13 protein-coding genes are annotated in these 15,142 nt (G+C 70.7%); 8 read left to right on the forward strand and 5 right to left on the reverse strand.

Features of this window, described 5'->3' with window-relative positions; genetic code table 11:
• Nucleotides 1-40: 40 nt before the first annotated feature.
• Entirely contained in the window at nucleotides 41-1,444 is a 1,404-nt protein-coding gene (locus IT355_08115; GenBank protein MCC7053221.1) for a vanadium-dependent haloperoxidase, read from the reverse strand.
• 726 nt (nucleotides 1,445-2,170) lie between these two features.
• On the opposite strand from IT355_08115, the gene IT355_08120 reads away from it, so the two are divergent.
• The 3 genes from IT355_08120 (at nucleotide 2,171) to IT355_08130 (ending at nucleotide 3,922) form a co-directional block, all read left to right on the forward strand.
• Nucleotides 2,171-2,380 carry a DUF4287 domain-containing protein gene (locus IT355_08120; protein ID MCC7053222.1) on the forward strand — a complete coding sequence of 70 codons (210 nt, stop codon included), beginning with the start codon at nucleotides 2,171-2,173 and terminating at the stop codon, nucleotides 2,378-2,380.
• Between the two features lie 58 nt (nucleotides 2,381-2,438).
• Entirely contained in the window at nucleotides 2,439-3,344 is a 906-nt protein-coding gene (locus tag IT355_08125; protein ID MCC7053223.1) for a DUF808 domain-containing protein, read from the forward strand.
• A gap of 161 nt (nucleotides 3,345-3,505) precedes the next feature.
• Nucleotides 3,506-3,922, forward strand: a complete 417-nt coding sequence (locus IT355_08130; protein ID MCC7053224.1) for a hypothetical protein — start codon at nucleotides 3,506-3,508, stop codon at nucleotides 3,920-3,922.
• An 18-nt stretch (nucleotides 3,923-3,940) separates the two neighbouring features.
• On the opposite strand, the gene IT355_08135 is transcribed toward IT355_08130, so the two are convergent.
• Together IT355_08135 and IT355_08140 are read right to left on the reverse strand one after the other, a co-directional pair.
• Nucleotides 3,941-4,321 carry a hypothetical protein gene (locus IT355_08135; protein MCC7053225.1) on the reverse strand — a complete coding sequence of 127 codons (381 nt, stop codon included), beginning with the start codon at nucleotides 4,319-4,321 and terminating at the stop codon, nucleotides 3,941-3,943.
• A 51-nt stretch (nucleotides 4,322-4,372) separates the two neighbouring features.
• Nucleotides 4,373-6,958 (reverse strand): amidohydrolase family protein, encoded by a 2,586-nt coding sequence (locus IT355_08140; GenBank protein MCC7053226.1) that lies wholly within the window; start codon nucleotides 6,956-6,958, stop codon nucleotides 4,373-4,375.
• Nucleotides 6,959-7,127: 169 nt separating this feature from the next.
• On the opposite strand from IT355_08140, the gene IT355_08145 reads away from it, so the two are divergent.
• The 3 genes from IT355_08145 to IT355_08155 all read left to right on the forward strand — a co-directional run bounded on the left by IT355_08145 (nucleotide 7,128) and on the right by IT355_08155 (nucleotide 10,183).
• Nucleotides 7,128-8,342, forward strand: coding sequence for a pyridoxal phosphate-dependent aminotransferase (locus IT355_08145; GenBank protein ID MCC7053227.1), 1,215 nt, complete (start codon nucleotides 7,128-7,130; stop codon nucleotides 8,340-8,342).
• Nucleotides 8,339-8,773 carry a RidA family protein gene (locus IT355_08150; protein MCC7053228.1) on the forward strand — a complete coding sequence of 145 codons (435 nt, stop codon included), beginning with the start codon at nucleotides 8,339-8,341 and terminating at the stop codon, nucleotides 8,771-8,773. The genes IT355_08145 and IT355_08150 overlap by 4 nt, the downstream gene beginning before the upstream one ends.
• A 132-nt stretch (nucleotides 8,774-8,905) precedes the next feature.
• Complete coding sequence (locus IT355_08155; protein MCC7053229.1) at nucleotides 8,906-10,183, forward strand: DUF4010 domain-containing protein; 1,278 nt, start codon at nucleotides 8,906-8,908, stop codon at nucleotides 10,181-10,183.
• A 48-nt stretch (nucleotides 10,184-10,231) separates the two neighbouring features.
• On the opposite strand, the gene IT355_08160 is transcribed toward IT355_08155, so the two are convergent.
• Nucleotides 10,232-12,973, reverse strand: coding sequence for a PKD domain-containing protein (locus IT355_08160; GenBank protein MCC7053230.1), 2,742 nt, complete (start codon nucleotides 12,971-12,973; stop codon nucleotides 10,232-10,234).
• 107 nt (nucleotides 12,974-13,080) lie between these two features.
• Nucleotides 13,081-14,037 (reverse strand): alpha/beta hydrolase, encoded by a 957-nt coding sequence (locus tag IT355_08165; GenBank protein MCC7053231.1) that lies wholly within the window; start codon nucleotides 14,035-14,037, stop codon nucleotides 13,081-13,083.
• A gap of 147 nt (nucleotides 14,038-14,184) precedes the next feature.
• Here IT355_08165 and IT355_08170 point away from each other — a divergent pair, with 147 nt between their 5' ends.
• Both IT355_08170 and IT355_08175 read left to right on the forward strand, forming a co-directional pair.
• Entirely contained in the window at nucleotides 14,185-14,790 is a 606-nt protein-coding gene (locus tag IT355_08170) for a sigma-70 family RNA polymerase sigma factor (protein MCC7053232.1), read from the forward strand.
• A gap of 86 nt (nucleotides 14,791-14,876) precedes the next feature.
• The gene (locus IT355_08175) at nucleotides 14,877-15,131 is read left to right on the forward strand and encodes a hypothetical protein (GenBank protein MCC7053233.1); all 255 of its coding nucleotides are present in this window, start codon (nucleotides 14,877-14,879) and stop codon (nucleotides 15,129-15,131) included.
• Nucleotides 15,132-15,142 lie beyond the last annotated feature (11 nt).

Consider the following 15,142-nt stretch of genomic DNA (forward strand, 5'->3'; position numbering starts at 1 on the left):
ACCCACTCCCCCGCCCCGACGCGGACGCCCACGATCATACTCAGAAGAAGCTGAGCGCCTTCGTCCAGGCGGCCTCGCCAACCTTCCGGCCCAGCTCCAGGCCGGCCACGTTGCCCTGGTAGAAGTGGATGCCACCGAACAGGCGGGATTCACCGGCGCTGAAGGCCGCCTCAGAGAAGCTGTTCCAGGTGATGGTGACCGGCAGCCCCGCGATGTCGGGTTGTGCGGCCAGCGGCACCTCCTGCGTGTGACGCAGCGTGAACATGTCGCTCCCCGTCGCACGCTTCAGGACCACCGCAGCCGCCATGCTGAAGGCGCTGTGGCCTGACGAGTACTCCGGGAACGGCGGCGTCGGGAACGTGTCCTTCTGGAAGGGGCGCCAGCGTTCGCCCTCCACAGCGCCGAAGCCGTTGCCGCTGAAGCCGGCGAAGCCGAACTGGTCGTAGAGCCACCGGATGGCGGTGATCGGCCGGACGTAGTCGTAGTGCCGTTTCGCGTCCCAGGTCGCGATGCTCGCATCGAGGATCGCATTCGACAGCGCGAAGAAGAGCTTCACGTCCTGGTCCACCGTGTGGAACCGCTCGCGCGACACGAGGCCGGCCACTTCACACCAGTGCCCGGGCGGCAGCCACGACTTCGGGCCGTCGGCCCAGAACTCCGCGATGATCTTCTGCTCCGTCGTCAGCCGCTGCTGGATGTCGATGACGAAGCGGGCCTGGTCCAGGAACGCCTGCGACGTGAACGGTTCGGGGGGTGACGGCCGGAACTGGTCACCGCTGGTGAGCGCAAACGGCGTCACCTGTCCCCAGTGCGGTGCGATGAACCCCGGCGTGGCCACCGTGCCGTCGTTCGGGTTGATGTACGACAACGGCTGCCAGCGCCCCGGATCGACCACGTGCCGCCGGTGCGTGTCGCCGAACGCCAGCGCCGGCGGGTTGACGGGGACATAGCCGGTGAAGTCACCGTACGGCTTGCCGGGTGTGGTGGATCCCGGCATCGTGCCGGCCTGGTTGGAGTTGTCCGCTGTGCGCGAGGCCAGCACCATCTGCGCGGCGGAGTTGCCGATCGCGACGGGGGAGTTGCCGGCCGTGGTGTTGTCCGTCACGCTGAGCCCCAGCTCGGCCATCTGGGCATCCAGCAGCGCCCGGATCCGCACGTCGGCAAAGAGCGCCGTCGTCACGCGATAGATCGCGTAGCTGATCGCGATGTTCTTGTTCGCGAGCGTGCGCTGTCCCGCCGGCCGGCGCGGCGGGCCGCCCGGCAGCAGCGCCGTCGCGGTGTCGCTGTACGGGGCCCACGCCTGGAACGCCGCCGAATACGTCATCGCCACGAGGCGCGCCACCATCGGCGGCCCGAGTTGCAGCGCGGCGGTGTTGGTGCCGATCTCCAGCGAGAGGAGTATCGTGTCGTTCCACTTGTTCACGATCGTGTCGGGCGGCTTCATCGCGTGCTCCTGCGTGGGGTGGGGAGTGCCGTCGGGTGGTGTCGTGCAGGGCCATATATGCGCCGCATGCGCGCCGTGCGCGAATGCCGCTGCCGAGGTCATGTGCAGATCTTCAACCGTGCGTGACGAGGTGCCGGACGCGAGTGCGGCGCGGGCGCCCACAACAGTGGAGGTCGTTATCCCGTGAAACGATACGGGCAGGGCGGAACGCGATGCGGAGGAGTTACCCCAGCAGTTCCGGCAGCGTGCACAGTCCGCGCGTCGGGGTGGCGGGTTCTCCTTTCATCGCGGTGCGCACCCGCAGGAAGCCCCAGTCGTCCGATCGTGGAACCCGTCACGGCACATGCGCGAGCATCCTTCAGCCGGGGGAGGCGGCAACACCGTGGAAGCGATCGCGCAGTGGCACGAAGATCACGTTCGCCTCGTTGCCGAGGTACCCCGCGCATCGCGCTGTCGTCGTATCTCGGATGCTGGCCGAACTGTCCCATCCCTCCCTGCCAGTTCTGGAGCTGCGAACGCAGTGTTGACGGGATCGGGACGTTCCTGATATAGATCAGCCGTATTCCTGCCGGCACGGAGGACTGCAGACACACCTGTCAGGAGCGGCACGGGCATGGTCCGCAACGACCCTCCCATCCGCGAGACGATGCGTGTTGCGTGCACATTGCCATGCGTGTCACCGGCGGTCGGTGACGCTCCGGTTCCCATCTTCCCGCCACGACGTCCATGCCAGACGCTCCCAAGGTCAAGGGCCCCGCGTCCTACTTTCCCTCCATCGAGAAGCGCTATGGCCAGCCGATCTCGCACTGGATGGACATCCTCCGGCAGGCCGGTCCGCGGAAACACGGCGAACTGGTCACGATGCTGAAGGCCGATCACGGCCTGGGGCACGGGCACGCCAACGCGCTGGTGGCCGCCTTCCTCGCGAAGGCCTGAGTCGACCGGCGCCAGTGCATATTTCCGCACGGCCCACCGACCCCGCCACCACGCACCAATGCCCTCCGGCCTCGCCGCCCTCCTCGACGACATCGCCCTGATCGCCAAGCTGGCCGCGTCGTCGGTGGACGACGTGGCCGCGGCCGCCGGCAAGGCCGGTGCCAAGGCCGCCGGTGTCGTGATCGACGACACCGCCGTCACGCCGCAGTACGTCACGGGCTTCACCCCCGATCGCGAGCTGCCGATCATCTGGCGCATCGCCAAGGGGTCGGTCCGGAACAAGGTGCTGTTCATCATGCCGGTGGCGCTGCTGCTCGGCGCCTTCCTGCCGGGGGCCATCACCCCGCTGCTGATGCTCGGCGGGGCCTACCTCTGCTTCGAGGGGGCCGAGAAGGTGCTCGAGCGCCTGGCGGAGGCCCGCGGTGCGCCGGCGGAGAGCGTGACGCAGGAAGTCGCCACGCTGACGAGCGCCGAGCACGAGGCGACGATGGTCAGTGGCGCCGTGCGGACCGACTTCATCCTGTCGGCCGAGATCATGGCGATCGCGCTCAACGAGGTGTCGGACAAGAGTATCGCGCTGCAGGCCGGCAGCCTCTTCGCGGTGGCGATCGGCATCACGGCGGCCGTGTACGGCGTGGTCGGCCTGCTGGTGAAGATGGACGATGTCGGACTGCGCCTGGCACGGCGCAGGAGTGGTGCTGCACGGGGCGTCGGTCGCGCGCTGGTGACCGGGATGCCGATGTTGTTCAACCTGCTCTCGACCATCGGCACGGCAGCGATGCTCTGGGTGGGCGGGCAGATCATCCTGCATGGGCTGCACGTGTACCCGGCCAAGCTGCTCGGCCTGACCGGTGGTGCAATCGCCTGGATCACGGACGCCGCGCTCTGCGGCGTGTTCGGACTGGCGCTGGGTGCGGTGATCGTGTGGGGGCACCACCTGGTGGCGGGCAGGAAGGGCCACTGACGCCGCGCGGTGTGTGATCGCCCACTGCGGCGCCCCGGGCGGATCACGCAGCCCCACTCCGGCGATCACCGCGGCATGCTTCACGATTCCCCGGCACCGCAAACACCGCCGCCATGACATGATCCATCGTCCGGGCAGGTCCTCCGCTTCCCACGAGACCGATGGCGGCCGTGTCACCGCACCAGCAGGCCACGCGCACCCTGATCCCCCGAGTCGTTGCCGTCGTTGCCGTCGTCGCCGTCGTCTTCGGTGTCGCCACGCTCGCGGCCGGCGGTGCGGTGCTCGCCGGACGTGATCCCGGCTACCTGGTGTATCGCCCGCTGGTGGTCTTCAACACGCTGATGGGTGCCTTGTACATCGGCGCCGGTGTCGTGGCCTGGCGACGCGCCCGCATGGACCGCGCGGCCGCCGCCGGCATCGCGGGAGCGAACCTGCTCGTGCTGCTCTTCGTCGCGTACCTCCACTCGTCCGACGGCGGCACCGTCGCCATCGACAGCGTCCGGGCCATGGCTTTCCGGACGGGCGTGTGGGTGCTGCTCCTCGTCGCGCTGCTCCGGGCGCGTCGCCCAACCCGCTGACCACGCGCGGCGACGGCGTCAATCCCACCAGTTGAACAACGCGTCACCCAGCCGCTGCGGCTTCCAGATGCGCAGGTCGGCGTCGGCGATGACAGCCTGCCCCGCGAACGGCTCCTCCAGCCGCACCACACCGAGCGGCTGCAGGCCACCCACGCGCTCGAGCGCGTCCGCCAGCGCGGGACAGTCCACGAACCGCAACGGCGCCAGCGCCGGCTCGATCGCCGCGGCGAAGGCCACGTCGCCGGCGTGCGACCGGAGCACCCAGCAGTGTCCCACCGGCAGCTCCAGGCGCACCGCCACGAAGTTCGGCGTCACGCCCGGTTCGACGATGTCGGTCACGCGCCCGCCTACCTCCCGCGCGGCGCTGAACAGGATCGACCTGAGTCTCGTGAGATCCATCTGGGTCCGGTTGTTGTGCGCATCCCGCGTGCCACGAGCCCGCGACGCCGGCTACTCGCCCCTGATCATGAACGTCACATCGCCCACACGCACCGACACGCGTCCCCCGCCTTCCGCCGTCCGCGTGCCGCCACCCGTACGCATCGTCCGCACGCCATCCAGCACCGCCAGCAACCGCGTCGGCTCGGCTGTGACGGTGTTGTGCGCCGGCAGCAACCGGCGCAGCCCCGGCACCAGTGCCGCGAGCCGCGCCATCGAGCGCTCGTACGCGGCCAGGTCGGTGCCTGGCGAGAAGAGCCAGAGTGTGGAGTCGTAGTACGAGTCGCCAGTGAACAGCAGGCCACGCGCGGGCTCGTGCAGCGCGATGGCATCCGGCGTGTGCCCGGGTGCGGCGAGCACCACCACCGTACGCCCGCCAAGGTCGATGCTGTCGCCATCCGCCACACGACCCGTCACCGTGAAGGGCCGCGCGCGGAACGCCGCCGTGTCGGCGCCGGACGGCGGGGCGCCGCAGAAGCTCCCTGCCGCCACCTCGTCAGCCAGGTCGGTGTGTGGACGCCCGCGTGCGCTCTCCCGCGTGAACGGCGTGTCCATCCCCAGTATGTCGCGGAACTCGGCGTTCGCCCCGACATGGTCGAAGTGCGTGTGCGAGTTCAGCACCGTCACCGGCAGCGACGTGAGCGTCGCGATCACCGGCGCCATCGGCACCAGCCCGATCCCGGTGTCGAAGAGCAGCGCGCGCCGCGTGCCCACGAGCAGGTACGAGATCGCCTCCTGGAACTGGCGTGACTCCACCAGCGCGAACAGGCCGGGCTCCACGCGGTACACCGTGAACCAGTCGCTGCCCGTGTCCACCACCTCGAACGCGGCGTTGGCCGCGCGCGGCAGCGCGGCACACCACGTGGCCGCCGCGGTGGAGGCGGAGGTCGCGGTCGTCGTGGCGGCGGCGGTGGTGGCGCCAGGATCCGGTGCCGCGCGGTACGTGTCACGCCCACCCATCACGGTCAGCACCGGCTTCGCACGCAGCAGCGCGCGCGGGTCGGCACCGACGATTTCCTCCGACAGCACCACGAAGTCCGCCAGCATGCCCTCCGTCAGCACCCCCAGTTCGCGCTCCCGGAACGCGGCGTACGCGGACCCCCAGGTGTAGTGCCGCAGCGCCGCCTCCAGCGTCAGGCGGTGCTGCGGGAACCAGCCGCCCTCGGGTGTGCCATCCGGCATCTGTCGCGTGACGGCGATGAACATGCCGAGCAGCGGATCCATCGGGAAGACCGGATAGTCGCTCCCGAAGGCCTGGATCGCGCCGGCATCGTCGAACGCCTTGAACGGCATCGCCCGTGCGCTGCGCTCCGCGCCCAGCATCGGCACGTAGTTCTGCAGCGCGGTCTTGTCGGGGCCAGCGAAGATGGCCTGCGTGGACGCGATCACGCCCAGCGGGGCGAAGCGTGCGATGTCCGCAGGATCCGGCACCTCGATATGCTCGACACGATGCCGGGCGGTGCGTGATCCGCGCTGCTCGAAGGCATCGAGGGCCATGCGGATCGCGCGATCACCGATGGCGTGCAGCTCCACCTGGAGCCCCGCACTGTCGTAGCGTGCCACGGCACTCGCGAGCTCGGCGGGTGTCCATCGCGGCAGCCCCTGCCCGCCGCCGCGGGCGTACGGTGCGAGCATCGCCGCCGTGCCGGCATCCACCGTCCCGTCCAGCATCCCCTTCGCGATGCCCGCGCGCAGCAGTGGCCCCGACCAGGTCGTCGAGAGCGCACGGTATTCGCGCAGCACGGAGTCACTGACACCCGGCTCGAACGGCACCGCCACCCGGAACCGCACGAGCAGCGAATCGTCGGCCAGTGCCCGGACGAACGCGGCGTGTTCCGCCGGATCGAGTCCGTTCGCGAGTTGCAGCGAGGTCAGGCCGAGTGCCGCCGCGCGGTGCATCTCGTAGCGCAGCGCGGCGTAGACCTCGTCGGTCGTCGGCTCCGGGAGATGCGTGCGCACGAGGGCACTCGCCGTCTCCTGCAGCAATCCCGATGGCGCGCCGCCGGGATCGCGACCGACCGCACCACCGGCAGGATCCTGCGTGGACGCGCTGACACCGGCGCGCGACAGCGCCACCTGGTTGGCGAGTGTCTGGTGCCCGTCGCGATCGGTCAACAGCACGGCGCGATCGGGGAAGGCCGCGTCGAGGTAGCGCCGGTGTGCGGCATTCCGTGGGAACATGTCCGGCGTCCAGCCGCGACCCAGGACCCAGGTGCCCGCAGGCAACGTGGCCGCGAAGGCCTGGAGCCGCGCCACCAGTTCGGCGGGATCCTTCGCGCCGGTGAGGTCGGCGCTGCGGCGCGTGGGGAGGTGCCAGTGCGCGTCATGGAACCCGGGGACGACGCGGCGACCGCGCAGGTCCTCCTGTCGCGTGGCGGGTGTGGCGAGGGCGCGGATGGCGGAATCCGATCCCACGGCCAGGATGCGGTCACCGCGCAGGGCCAGTGCGCTGGCCTCGGCACGCGTCGAGTCACCGGTCCAGATGCGCCCGTTGTAGACGATCCGGTCCGGCGCGGCCTCGGGTGCGGTGCGGCATGCCGCCACCAGGGCGAGCACCACCAGGCGGACGGCAGCGTGTGGCAGACGAGAGGCGGGCATGGGGGAGGTGCGATGACGGTGAAGCGGCCGTCGGGCACGGCCATCGGGGCCGATGCGGCCTGCTGGGAATGACGCTGCCCGGTGGGCCGCCTCCGCACAACCCGGAGGTATGTTTCGTACGGAATCTGCGCGCCCTGGCGTGCGACGGAGACACCAGTCGGGGAGAACCATGCAGACGATCGACGCGAAGTTCCGGGCCCTTGCCACCGACAACGCCCCCGGTCAGGAAGTCCGGCAGCGGGTCGGCGACCTCGACACCATCATGCGCGGCGAGACGCTGGGCGGCGTGCCGGTGGACTTCTCGCACGGCGACGTGGATGCCTTCCCGCCCACGCCCGGCTCGGCCGAGTGCTGGAACGACGGATTCTCGCGCGGGGCGCAGCAGGCGTACACCGAGTATCGCGGCGCCGCACGGATCCGTGAGCGGCTGGCCGATCGGCTCGGTGCCTTCACCGGACGCCCGGTGTCGGCGGGCAGTGAGCTGATCATCACGCCCGGCACGCAGGGTGCGCTCTTCCTCGCACTTGGTGCAACCGTCACGCACGGCACGAAGGTGGCGGTGGTGGAGCCCGACTACTTCGCCAACCGCAAGCTGGTGGCGTTCTTCGGTGGTGAGCTGGTGCCGATTCCGTTGCGGTACACCGGCGCGACCTCGGAGAACGGCCCCGATCTCGATCGCATCGAGGCGGCGTTCCGGGGCGGGACGTCGGTATTCGTCTTCTCGACGCCCAACAACCCCACCGGGGTCGTGTTCTCCGCCGATGCGATCCGTGCGATCGCCGCACTCGCCGCGACGCACGGTGTGACGCTGATCGTGGACCAGCTCTACTCCCGCCTGCTCTACACCGGCGAAAGCTACACGCACCTCCGCGCCTGCGACCCGCAGCCGGAGGCGCTGATCACGATCATGGGTCCATCCAAGACCGAGTCGCTGAGCGGGTTCCGGCTCGGTGCCGCGTTCGGCACGCCGGCGCTGATCGATCGCATGGAGCGGCTGCAGGCGATCGTGTCGCTGCGGGCGGCGGGCTACAGCCAGGCGGCACTCGAGACCTGGTTTGCCGAGCCACCGGGCTGGATGGCGCAGCGGATCGTGGAGCATGAGGCGATCCGTGACGCCCTGCTGCGCACCTTCCGGTCGGGTGGACTGGTGGTCGCGACACCGCAGGCCGGCAGCTACCTGTTCCCGGAGCTTCCGCCGCTGGCCGTGGATGCCTCGACCTTCGTCCGGCTGCTGCGGCACCAGGCCGGTGTGACCGTCACGCCCGGGACCGAGTTCGGGCCCGGCCTTGAGCGGAGCATCCGCCTCAACTTCTCGCAGGACCATGCCGCGGCGGTGGCGGCGGCGGAACGCATCGTGCGCATGGTGGAGGTGTATCGCGCGTGAGCCAGCCCCTGGAGCAGCCCGTGCCGCAGGGCAGGTACGTGCCGGCGGTGCGGCATGTGGACGTGGTTTACACCTCCGGCATGACGCCGCGGCGTGGCGGCGTGCTGATGTTCACCGGCCCGATCGCGGCGGGTGACGCACTGGAGCAGCACCGCGACGCCGTGCGCCTCGCGACGCAGAACGCACTGGTGGCGGCGCAGGGGTGTGTGGGCGACGGTGAGCGGATCGCGGTGGTGCTGCAACTGACGGTCTTCCTGGCCGCGGAGTCCGGGTTCACGTCGCACTCGAAGGTGGCCGACTTCGCGTCGGAGGTGTTGGTGGAGGAGCTGGGTCCTGCGTGCATCGGGAGCCGTGCGGCGATCGGCGTGTCATCGCTGCCGGCGGGTGCGCCGGTGGAGGTCACGCTGGTGTGCGCGGTGCGGCGGGGCTGAGTCGCAGGATCTCGGACACCCGTTCAAGGGGACGGGGATCTTGAACGCCCAGGGAGACGGCTGCATGACGTCGCCGATGCCAGCACCGACACGCCGACGCGCCGGCATCGCACCGCCGCGCCCGCCCGGGCCATGACCCTGTCCGCGCCCACGGCCGGCACCCCCGACCTCATCGTCGCCGGCAACCTCGCGGTCGCCGCCCTGGTCGGACTCGCCGTCGGGTTCGAGCGCGAGCGCAGCGGCAAGACCGAAGGCCCCGACGCCCGCTTCGCCGGCGTGCGCACCTTCTTCCTGCTCGGGCTCCTCGGCGGGATCGCCGGCCACCTGCTCACGGAAGGGAATGCACTGGCCGCATTCGCCCTCTTCACCGCCGGGGGCGTGCTGAGCGTGATCGCATACGCGCTCGCGGTGCGGCGGCCCGGCGCCACCTCCGACGGCACCACCGAGACCGCTGCCCTGCTGGTGCTCGCGCTGGCCGCGATGGCCGGCATGGGGCACCGCGCCATCGCCGCCGGTGCGGGCACACTCGTCGTCGGGGCGCTGGTCAGCAAGCAGCAGATCCACGGCATTCTCGAGCGGCTCGGGGAACGCGAGCTGGTTGGTGCACTGCAGTTCGCGGTGCTGGCGCTGGTGGTGCTGCCGCTCTTGCCTGACCGCGCGTCGGGGCCGTGGGGCGGCGTGAACCCGCGCGCACTCTGGATCGTGGTGCTCGTGTTCTGTGCCGTGAACTACGGCGGCTTCCTGCTGCAACGCTGGGTGGGCGCCAGGCGCGGCTATGCCGCCATGGGCCTGCTCGGCGGGCTGGTGTCGAGCACCGCCGTCACGTTGCAGTTCTCACGACGCAGCCGCAGCGAACCCGCACTCGCCGCCTCACTCGGCCTTGGCATCGTGGCCGCATGCACCGTCCTGGTGCTGCGCGTGATCGTCGTCGCCACCGTGCTCAATCCGGCGGTGACGCGCGCGCTGGTGCCGTTCCTTGCGCCACCGCTCGCCGTGGGCGTGGTCGTGATCGCCGTCGTGCTCTGGCGACAGCCCGTGGCGCCGGAAGGCGAGGCGACGGCGGCGCTGCATTCCCCGCTGCGCATCGGTGCCGCGCTGCAGCTCGCCCTCGCGTTCCAGGTGGCGATCTTCGCGGTCCGCATCTCGCGCGACACCTTCGGCGCGACCGGCGTGCTCACGTCGGCCTTCCTGCTCGGGCTGACCGACATGGACGCACTGACGTTCTCCATGGCGCGGATCGGCGACGTACACCTCGCCGCCCGGGCGATGGCGGTGGGACTGGTGGCCAACACCGCACTCAAGGCCGCGATGGCGCTGCTGCTCGGGCACCGCGACCTGCGCCGGGTGGCCGGTGGCGGCCTGGCGGCACTCGGCGCGGCGAGCCTGCTCGGCCTGTGGCTGGGCCGGTGAACCGCCTCCACCGGGTCGGCGGCGGAATGCAGTGCAGCGTTCCCGCCTTCACTTCGGTCGCACCTGCACCGCCGTGAACGCCACCGTGTACGTCCCGAGCCCGGTGCTGTAGCGCACGTTCCACACGAACGTGCCAGCCAGTGCCTTCCCCGTCATCGTCGCCGCGATCGAGCCGCCCGGCACCACGATCAGGTCGGGGTTGAACACCGCCGCCGCACTGCCCACCACCGTGCCGGCGCCCAGCGGTCCCATCACCAGCGTGCCCGTGAAGTCCGGATCGCCGCAGGTACCCAGCAGGCCCACGAAGTGGGCGCTGACCAGTGAGTCGGCCGGTGTGACGCCCGGTGGCGCCTGCTGCAGGATCGCGCCGGCGTTGCAGGACGGTCCGGTGACCGCCACACCGCCGACGAAGAGTGCCGTGTTGGCTGGCGCGCCGGTCATGCGACTCATCACGGCCGTGGCGAAGTTGTAGGCCAGTGTGTCACTGCGCTCGGTGCCGATGCCACCGGCGGGCAGCGTGGCCGCCTGCACCGTGACGGTGCGCAGCGCCCATCCCACCAGCGGCAGCGTCCCGACCGACACGACCGTCGTGTCGCGCCCGAGGATCGTGCCGCGGGCGTCATGGAGCACGACCCGGGCCACGTAGTCTCCCGCCGCCGTGTACTTGTGCGACACGGAGGGCGTGGTCGTGTTCACGGCGGGCGTGCCGTCGCTGAACGACCAGGCGTATCGCGTCACGAGCGGCGCGAGGTCGGTGGCGGTGACCGTGAAGCGCAGCGTGGAGTCCACGCGGATCAGCGGCCGGACCGGCTCCAGCAGCACGGGCTGGTAGTTGACCGAGATCCAGCGGAACCGGCTCCAGGTGGTGGCCGTGTCGAGCGGGGAGATCGCGGACTCGATGATGCCGAGGCGCTGCACCCCGCGCATGAGGGTCACCGACGCATCACCCTCGTCGCCATCATGCAGGAGCACGCCGGCGGTCGAGATGATCCTGGTGTTGATGAGGGTGTCGGGCATGTACGCCAGGTCACAGCCGGTGCGGCACTTCGTGCGCACGCGGAATTCCTGCTCAGCCGTCACCAGCACGGCCTGCGAGGTGTCGATGTCCGCATACGTGTCGGCGAAGGAGTCCCAGCGCTGCAGCCGGGTCTGCGGGAACCGGCTGCGCCCGATCGACGCGTCGGGCACCTGGGCCCAGCCGGCGGCCAGCGCGGCGTCGTCGATCATCGCCGAGGCGCCGAGCGGTTCCACCCGCCGGATCGTCTTCGAGGGCCGGCTGCCGGAGGACTTGAACGGGAAGGGCACGAAGGCATCGCTGGCGAAGGTCATCGTGCGCGCGGTGCCGGGTTCGTTCGGATCCGCGAACGAGACGACGCCGTTCTCGCTGCCGTACGCCACCACCGCGTGCCCGACGCTGTCACCGAAGATGGCCACCAGTTGCGGCATCCGCGTCACCTGCATCGCCATCACCAGAGACTGGTAGTACAACCGCGCACGCGGCACCATCGTCAGCGCCGCGAAGCCGTTCACGACGCGTTCCCAGGTCAGGATGACCGACTGGTCCGCGTCCTTCTGCACCACCGAGGCGAGGCGCATGCCACCGGTGTTGGTGTCGTGGCGGTGTGGTTCCGTGGTCACGGTGTTGTAGCGGCCGTTCAGCGGCCCGCCGTCCCGCAGTGCGTAGTAGTAGTACATCGCACTGATCGACATGCCCGCGCAGGCGCCGGCCGGTGCGAGGATCGTGCCGTAGTTCGCGAACTCCCAGTCGTCGCGCCCCGGCAGGAACCCCGTGGCCGTGAGGGCATTCAGCCGCGCCACCGGCACCGACACCACGATCAGGATGACCGGTGAGAACCCGGCGGTGGCCAGCGGCGGCACGTTGCCGGCCACCTTCGGGGTGACGCGTGGGGCGCCCTGGCGCTTCAGCAAGCGGTCCTGCGTGAAGTGGCGGCTGAACACGCTCAGCGTCGTCGCCGTGCGTGCGGCCACCGGCACCGGCTCGAGGGCACCGGTGGCCTGGTCCACGAAGAACGCGGCCAGCGCAGTGTCTGGCGACGCGACCGACACCGGAATCGTGAGCACCATCGGCAGCGTGGCGAAGGCCTGCGCGGTGGTGATCACGAGGGCCTGGCCAACCTGCGCGTACCCGGCGGGAAGTGTGGGCGGTGCGCTGGTGCGCGCGGCAATCGAGAACACGGCGGGACTGTCGTATGCGGCGGCGGGAACGGCGAGCGTGAGCCCATCGAACGGGTTGCCGGGCACGGTGACCTTGAGGGTGCCGCCGGTCACGGGCACTGCGACGTCGGTGAGCAGCGGCGTCGAGGCCAGAACGGCGACGGCGCGGAAACGCAGTGTGTTGGCGCCGGCCGCCGACACGCGCAGCACATTGACGCCCTCCGCGGCACCGAGCGTCCAGCGTCCCGGACTGGCCGTGCCATCGGCGGCCGTGGTGGCCTGTGCGGTCGCCACGGTGCCCGCACCTGAGTCGATCGCGAACGTGACCACGACACCCGGCTGCGGCTGGCCGGCGGCATTGGTGGCGACGACGACCGGCGCGGCCGCCACCGCCGTTCCTGGCGCGGCCTGCTGGCCGTCACCCGCGCGCACGGCGAGCGTCACGGCACCACCGCCCGAGCCGGGGGGCTGGCTGGTGGAATCGCCGCCGCAGGCGGCGAGCAGCACGCAGAACGCGGTGGCGAGGCGTCGCACGATCTGGCCGGTGCGGTGTCCGGCGGGAACCAGCACGGCGACGGTGGTGACGCGACGGACTGAGACAGAGGCAATTGGCACGACAGGTCCGGGACGAAGGAGGCAACGCAGGTCAGCGCTGCCCCGACACGCGGCGCCTTCGGTCCCTTCGGCTCATCGCCGGCGCATCCCAGGCGCCCGGCCCGCGTTCAGGCCGACGCGCCGGCGTGCTGGAGCGGGTCCGGCGAAGCGCGCTCACGCGCACTCTCGATCGCGGGAGCCAGGAGGTGCCGCACGAGGAAGTGCACGACCACATCGGCGTACTCCACCACACCGCTGGCGAACGACCCGAGGTGACGGTCGCTCTCCGTCACCCACAACGTCGTGCCACCGGCGATGGCCAGCTCGCGGGCATGACGCACCGGCACGAACGGGTCGCCGGCCGCGTGGATCACCAGCGTGGGTCGGCCGCGCATCCCCACCATCAGGTGCACCGGCGCATCGTGCACGAGATCCACGCCGGTGAGCATCCGCGCCGCCAGCAGGGCGCTGCCCAGCAGCGCCGTTGGCAGCCGCGTCAGGCGCGTGAACTGGCAGCGGAGCAGGTCGCCGAGATCGGCATAGGCACTGTCGGTGACGAGCGCGCCGATCGCCGGCTCCGCCACCGCGGCGGCAATCGCACTCGCGCCACCCATCGACGCCCCCAGCACGCCGACCGCGCCCCGCCGGTACCCGCGGCGCAAGACGTAGTCCACGGCGCCGAGCACGTCCCGCTGCTCGAGCCGGCCGAAGGTGAGCCGCGAGGGAGCACTGTCCCCGTGGCCGCGCAGGTCGAGCAGCAGCACGCTCAGGCCCGCAGCCGTGAGCCGCTCCACGATGGTGTCGCTGCTGTTGCGAAGCTCCACGCCCCGGCAGGCATCGCGACCGTGCACCAGGATCACGACACCGTTCGCCTGCGGCGCAGGACAGTACCAGGCCGCCAGCCGCAGCCGATCGTGTCGCGCCGGGAACTCCACCCGTTCCGCGGACACATGGCTCAGCGACGGGACGCTCACACGCTTCGGCGTGGTGAACCGATGCGCGACATACACGACCAGTGCAACGCCGCAGGCGGCGACGAGCGTGGCGGCACCGAACGTGACCGCGAGCAGCAATGAGCCTGACATGACGACCCTCTGGCAGGTGGTGAGATGACCCTCTCGCCACCAGATCGGAATCGCCGGCGGAAAGGCGACAACGCCCTCGTGCGGCGCACCCTTCCGCGCGTCGTCCCCCGCGTTATGGTACAGCCTGACCCGCTTCAGGGAACGAGGATGAGCTCGCCGATTGCGACACTGATGTCTGGAGCGCAAGCCGGCGACCCGGCCGCCGTCGAGGCGCTGTTCACGGCACTCTACGCGGAACTGCACCAGCTGGCGGCGTCGCACCTGCGGCGCCAGTCGCCGGAATTCACGCTCGGCACCACCACGCTGCTGCATGAGGCCTACCTGCAGATCGCATCGCGCGAAGGCGTCACCTTCCCGGACCGGCCCAGGTTCTTCGCCTATGCCTCGCGCGTGATGCGTGGCATGGTCATCGACCGGGTGCGCAGCCGCCAGGCACTCAAGCGCGGCGGCACGTTCGAGTTCACGACGCTCAGCGGTGTGGCGGAGGTCGCGGGCGGCGTGAGTGCGACCCAGCTCGACGCGCTCTCGACCGCCATGGACGAACTGTCGCGCGTGGACGCGGCGCTGGCCGAACTGGTGGACCTGCACTTCTTCTGTGGCTTCAGCTTCGCGGAAATCGCCGCCCTGCGCACCATGTCGGAGCGCACGGTGCAGCGCGACTGGCGCAAGGCGCGGTTGCTGCTGGCAGCGGCCGCGGCCCCCTTCGACGGGCCATCGGTCAGCGAGGCGGCGGAGCGCAACGCACATGGCTGAGTTCGGTGATGTCGGGATCGCACCGCGGATTCCGATGGGGGAGGCAGACCGTCCTGTCTTCACCCGTCGCCCGCGAGGCACACCCGATGGCCGCACGCTCGTTCCTCACCGCCGCCGCCGCACCGCTCGTCACCACCGCGCGCACGCTGGACTGGCCGCGTCGCCAGGCCTTCCTCGACGACCTGCGCGCCGATGCGCCGGCATTGATTGCGGAGGTCGAGCGTCTCCTGCACACCGGGAACGCGCTGCCGGCAGCCAGTGACGCCGAGTTCCCGCTGTCGCACACGGTCCGCGCCGGCCTCGCGTATCTCCGCCGCCTTGCACCGCGGCTTCCTCACTGAATCCGACGCTC

The sequence above is a fragment of the Gemmatimonadaceae bacterium genome, assembly GCA_020851035.1.
GTDB lineage: Bacteria > Gemmatimonadota > Gemmatimonadetes > Gemmatimonadales > Gemmatimonadaceae > JACMLX01.

Bases quoted from the DNA above. Each gene is read 5' to 3' on its own strand.
- IT355_08155 (MCC7053229.1), top strand. From the start codon at position 8,906: ATGACCCTGTCCGCGCCCACGGCCGGCACCCCCGACCTCATCGTCGCC.
- IT355_08175 (MCC7053233.1), top strand. From the start codon at position 14,877: ATGGCCGCACGCTCGTTCCTCACCGCCGCCGCCGCACCGCTCGTCACC.
- IT355_08135 (MCC7053225.1), bottom strand. From the start codon at position 4,321: ATGGATCTCACGAGACTCAGGTCGATCCTGTTCAGCGCCGCGCGGGAG.
- IT355_08170 (MCC7053232.1), top strand. From the start codon at position 14,185: ATGAGCTCGCCGATTGCGACACTGATGTCTGGAGCGCAAGCCGGCGAC.
- IT355_08165 (MCC7053231.1), bottom strand. From the start codon at position 14,037: ATGTCAGGCTCATTGCTGCTCGCGGTCACGTTCGGTGCCGCCACGCTC.
- IT355_08125 (MCC7053223.1), top strand. From the start codon at position 2,439: ATGCCCTCCGGCCTCGCCGCCCTCCTCGACGACATCGCCCTGATCGCC.
- IT355_08115 (MCC7053221.1), bottom strand. From the start codon at position 1,444: ATGAAGCCGCCCGACACGATCGTGAACAAGTGGAACGACACGATACTC.
- IT355_08140 (MCC7053226.1), bottom strand. From the start codon at position 6,958: ATGCCCGCCTCTCGTCTGCCACACGCTGCCGTCCGCCTGGTGGTGCTC.
- IT355_08145 (MCC7053227.1), top strand. From the start codon at position 7,128: ATGCAGACGATCGACGCGAAGTTCCGGGCCCTTGCCACCGACAACGCC.
- IT355_08130 (MCC7053224.1), top strand. From the start codon at position 3,506: ATGGCGGCCGTGTCACCGCACCAGCAGGCCACGCGCACCCTGATCCCC.
- IT355_08120 (MCC7053222.1), top strand. From the start codon at position 2,171: ATGCCAGACGCTCCCAAGGTCAAGGGCCCCGCGTCCTACTTTCCCTCC.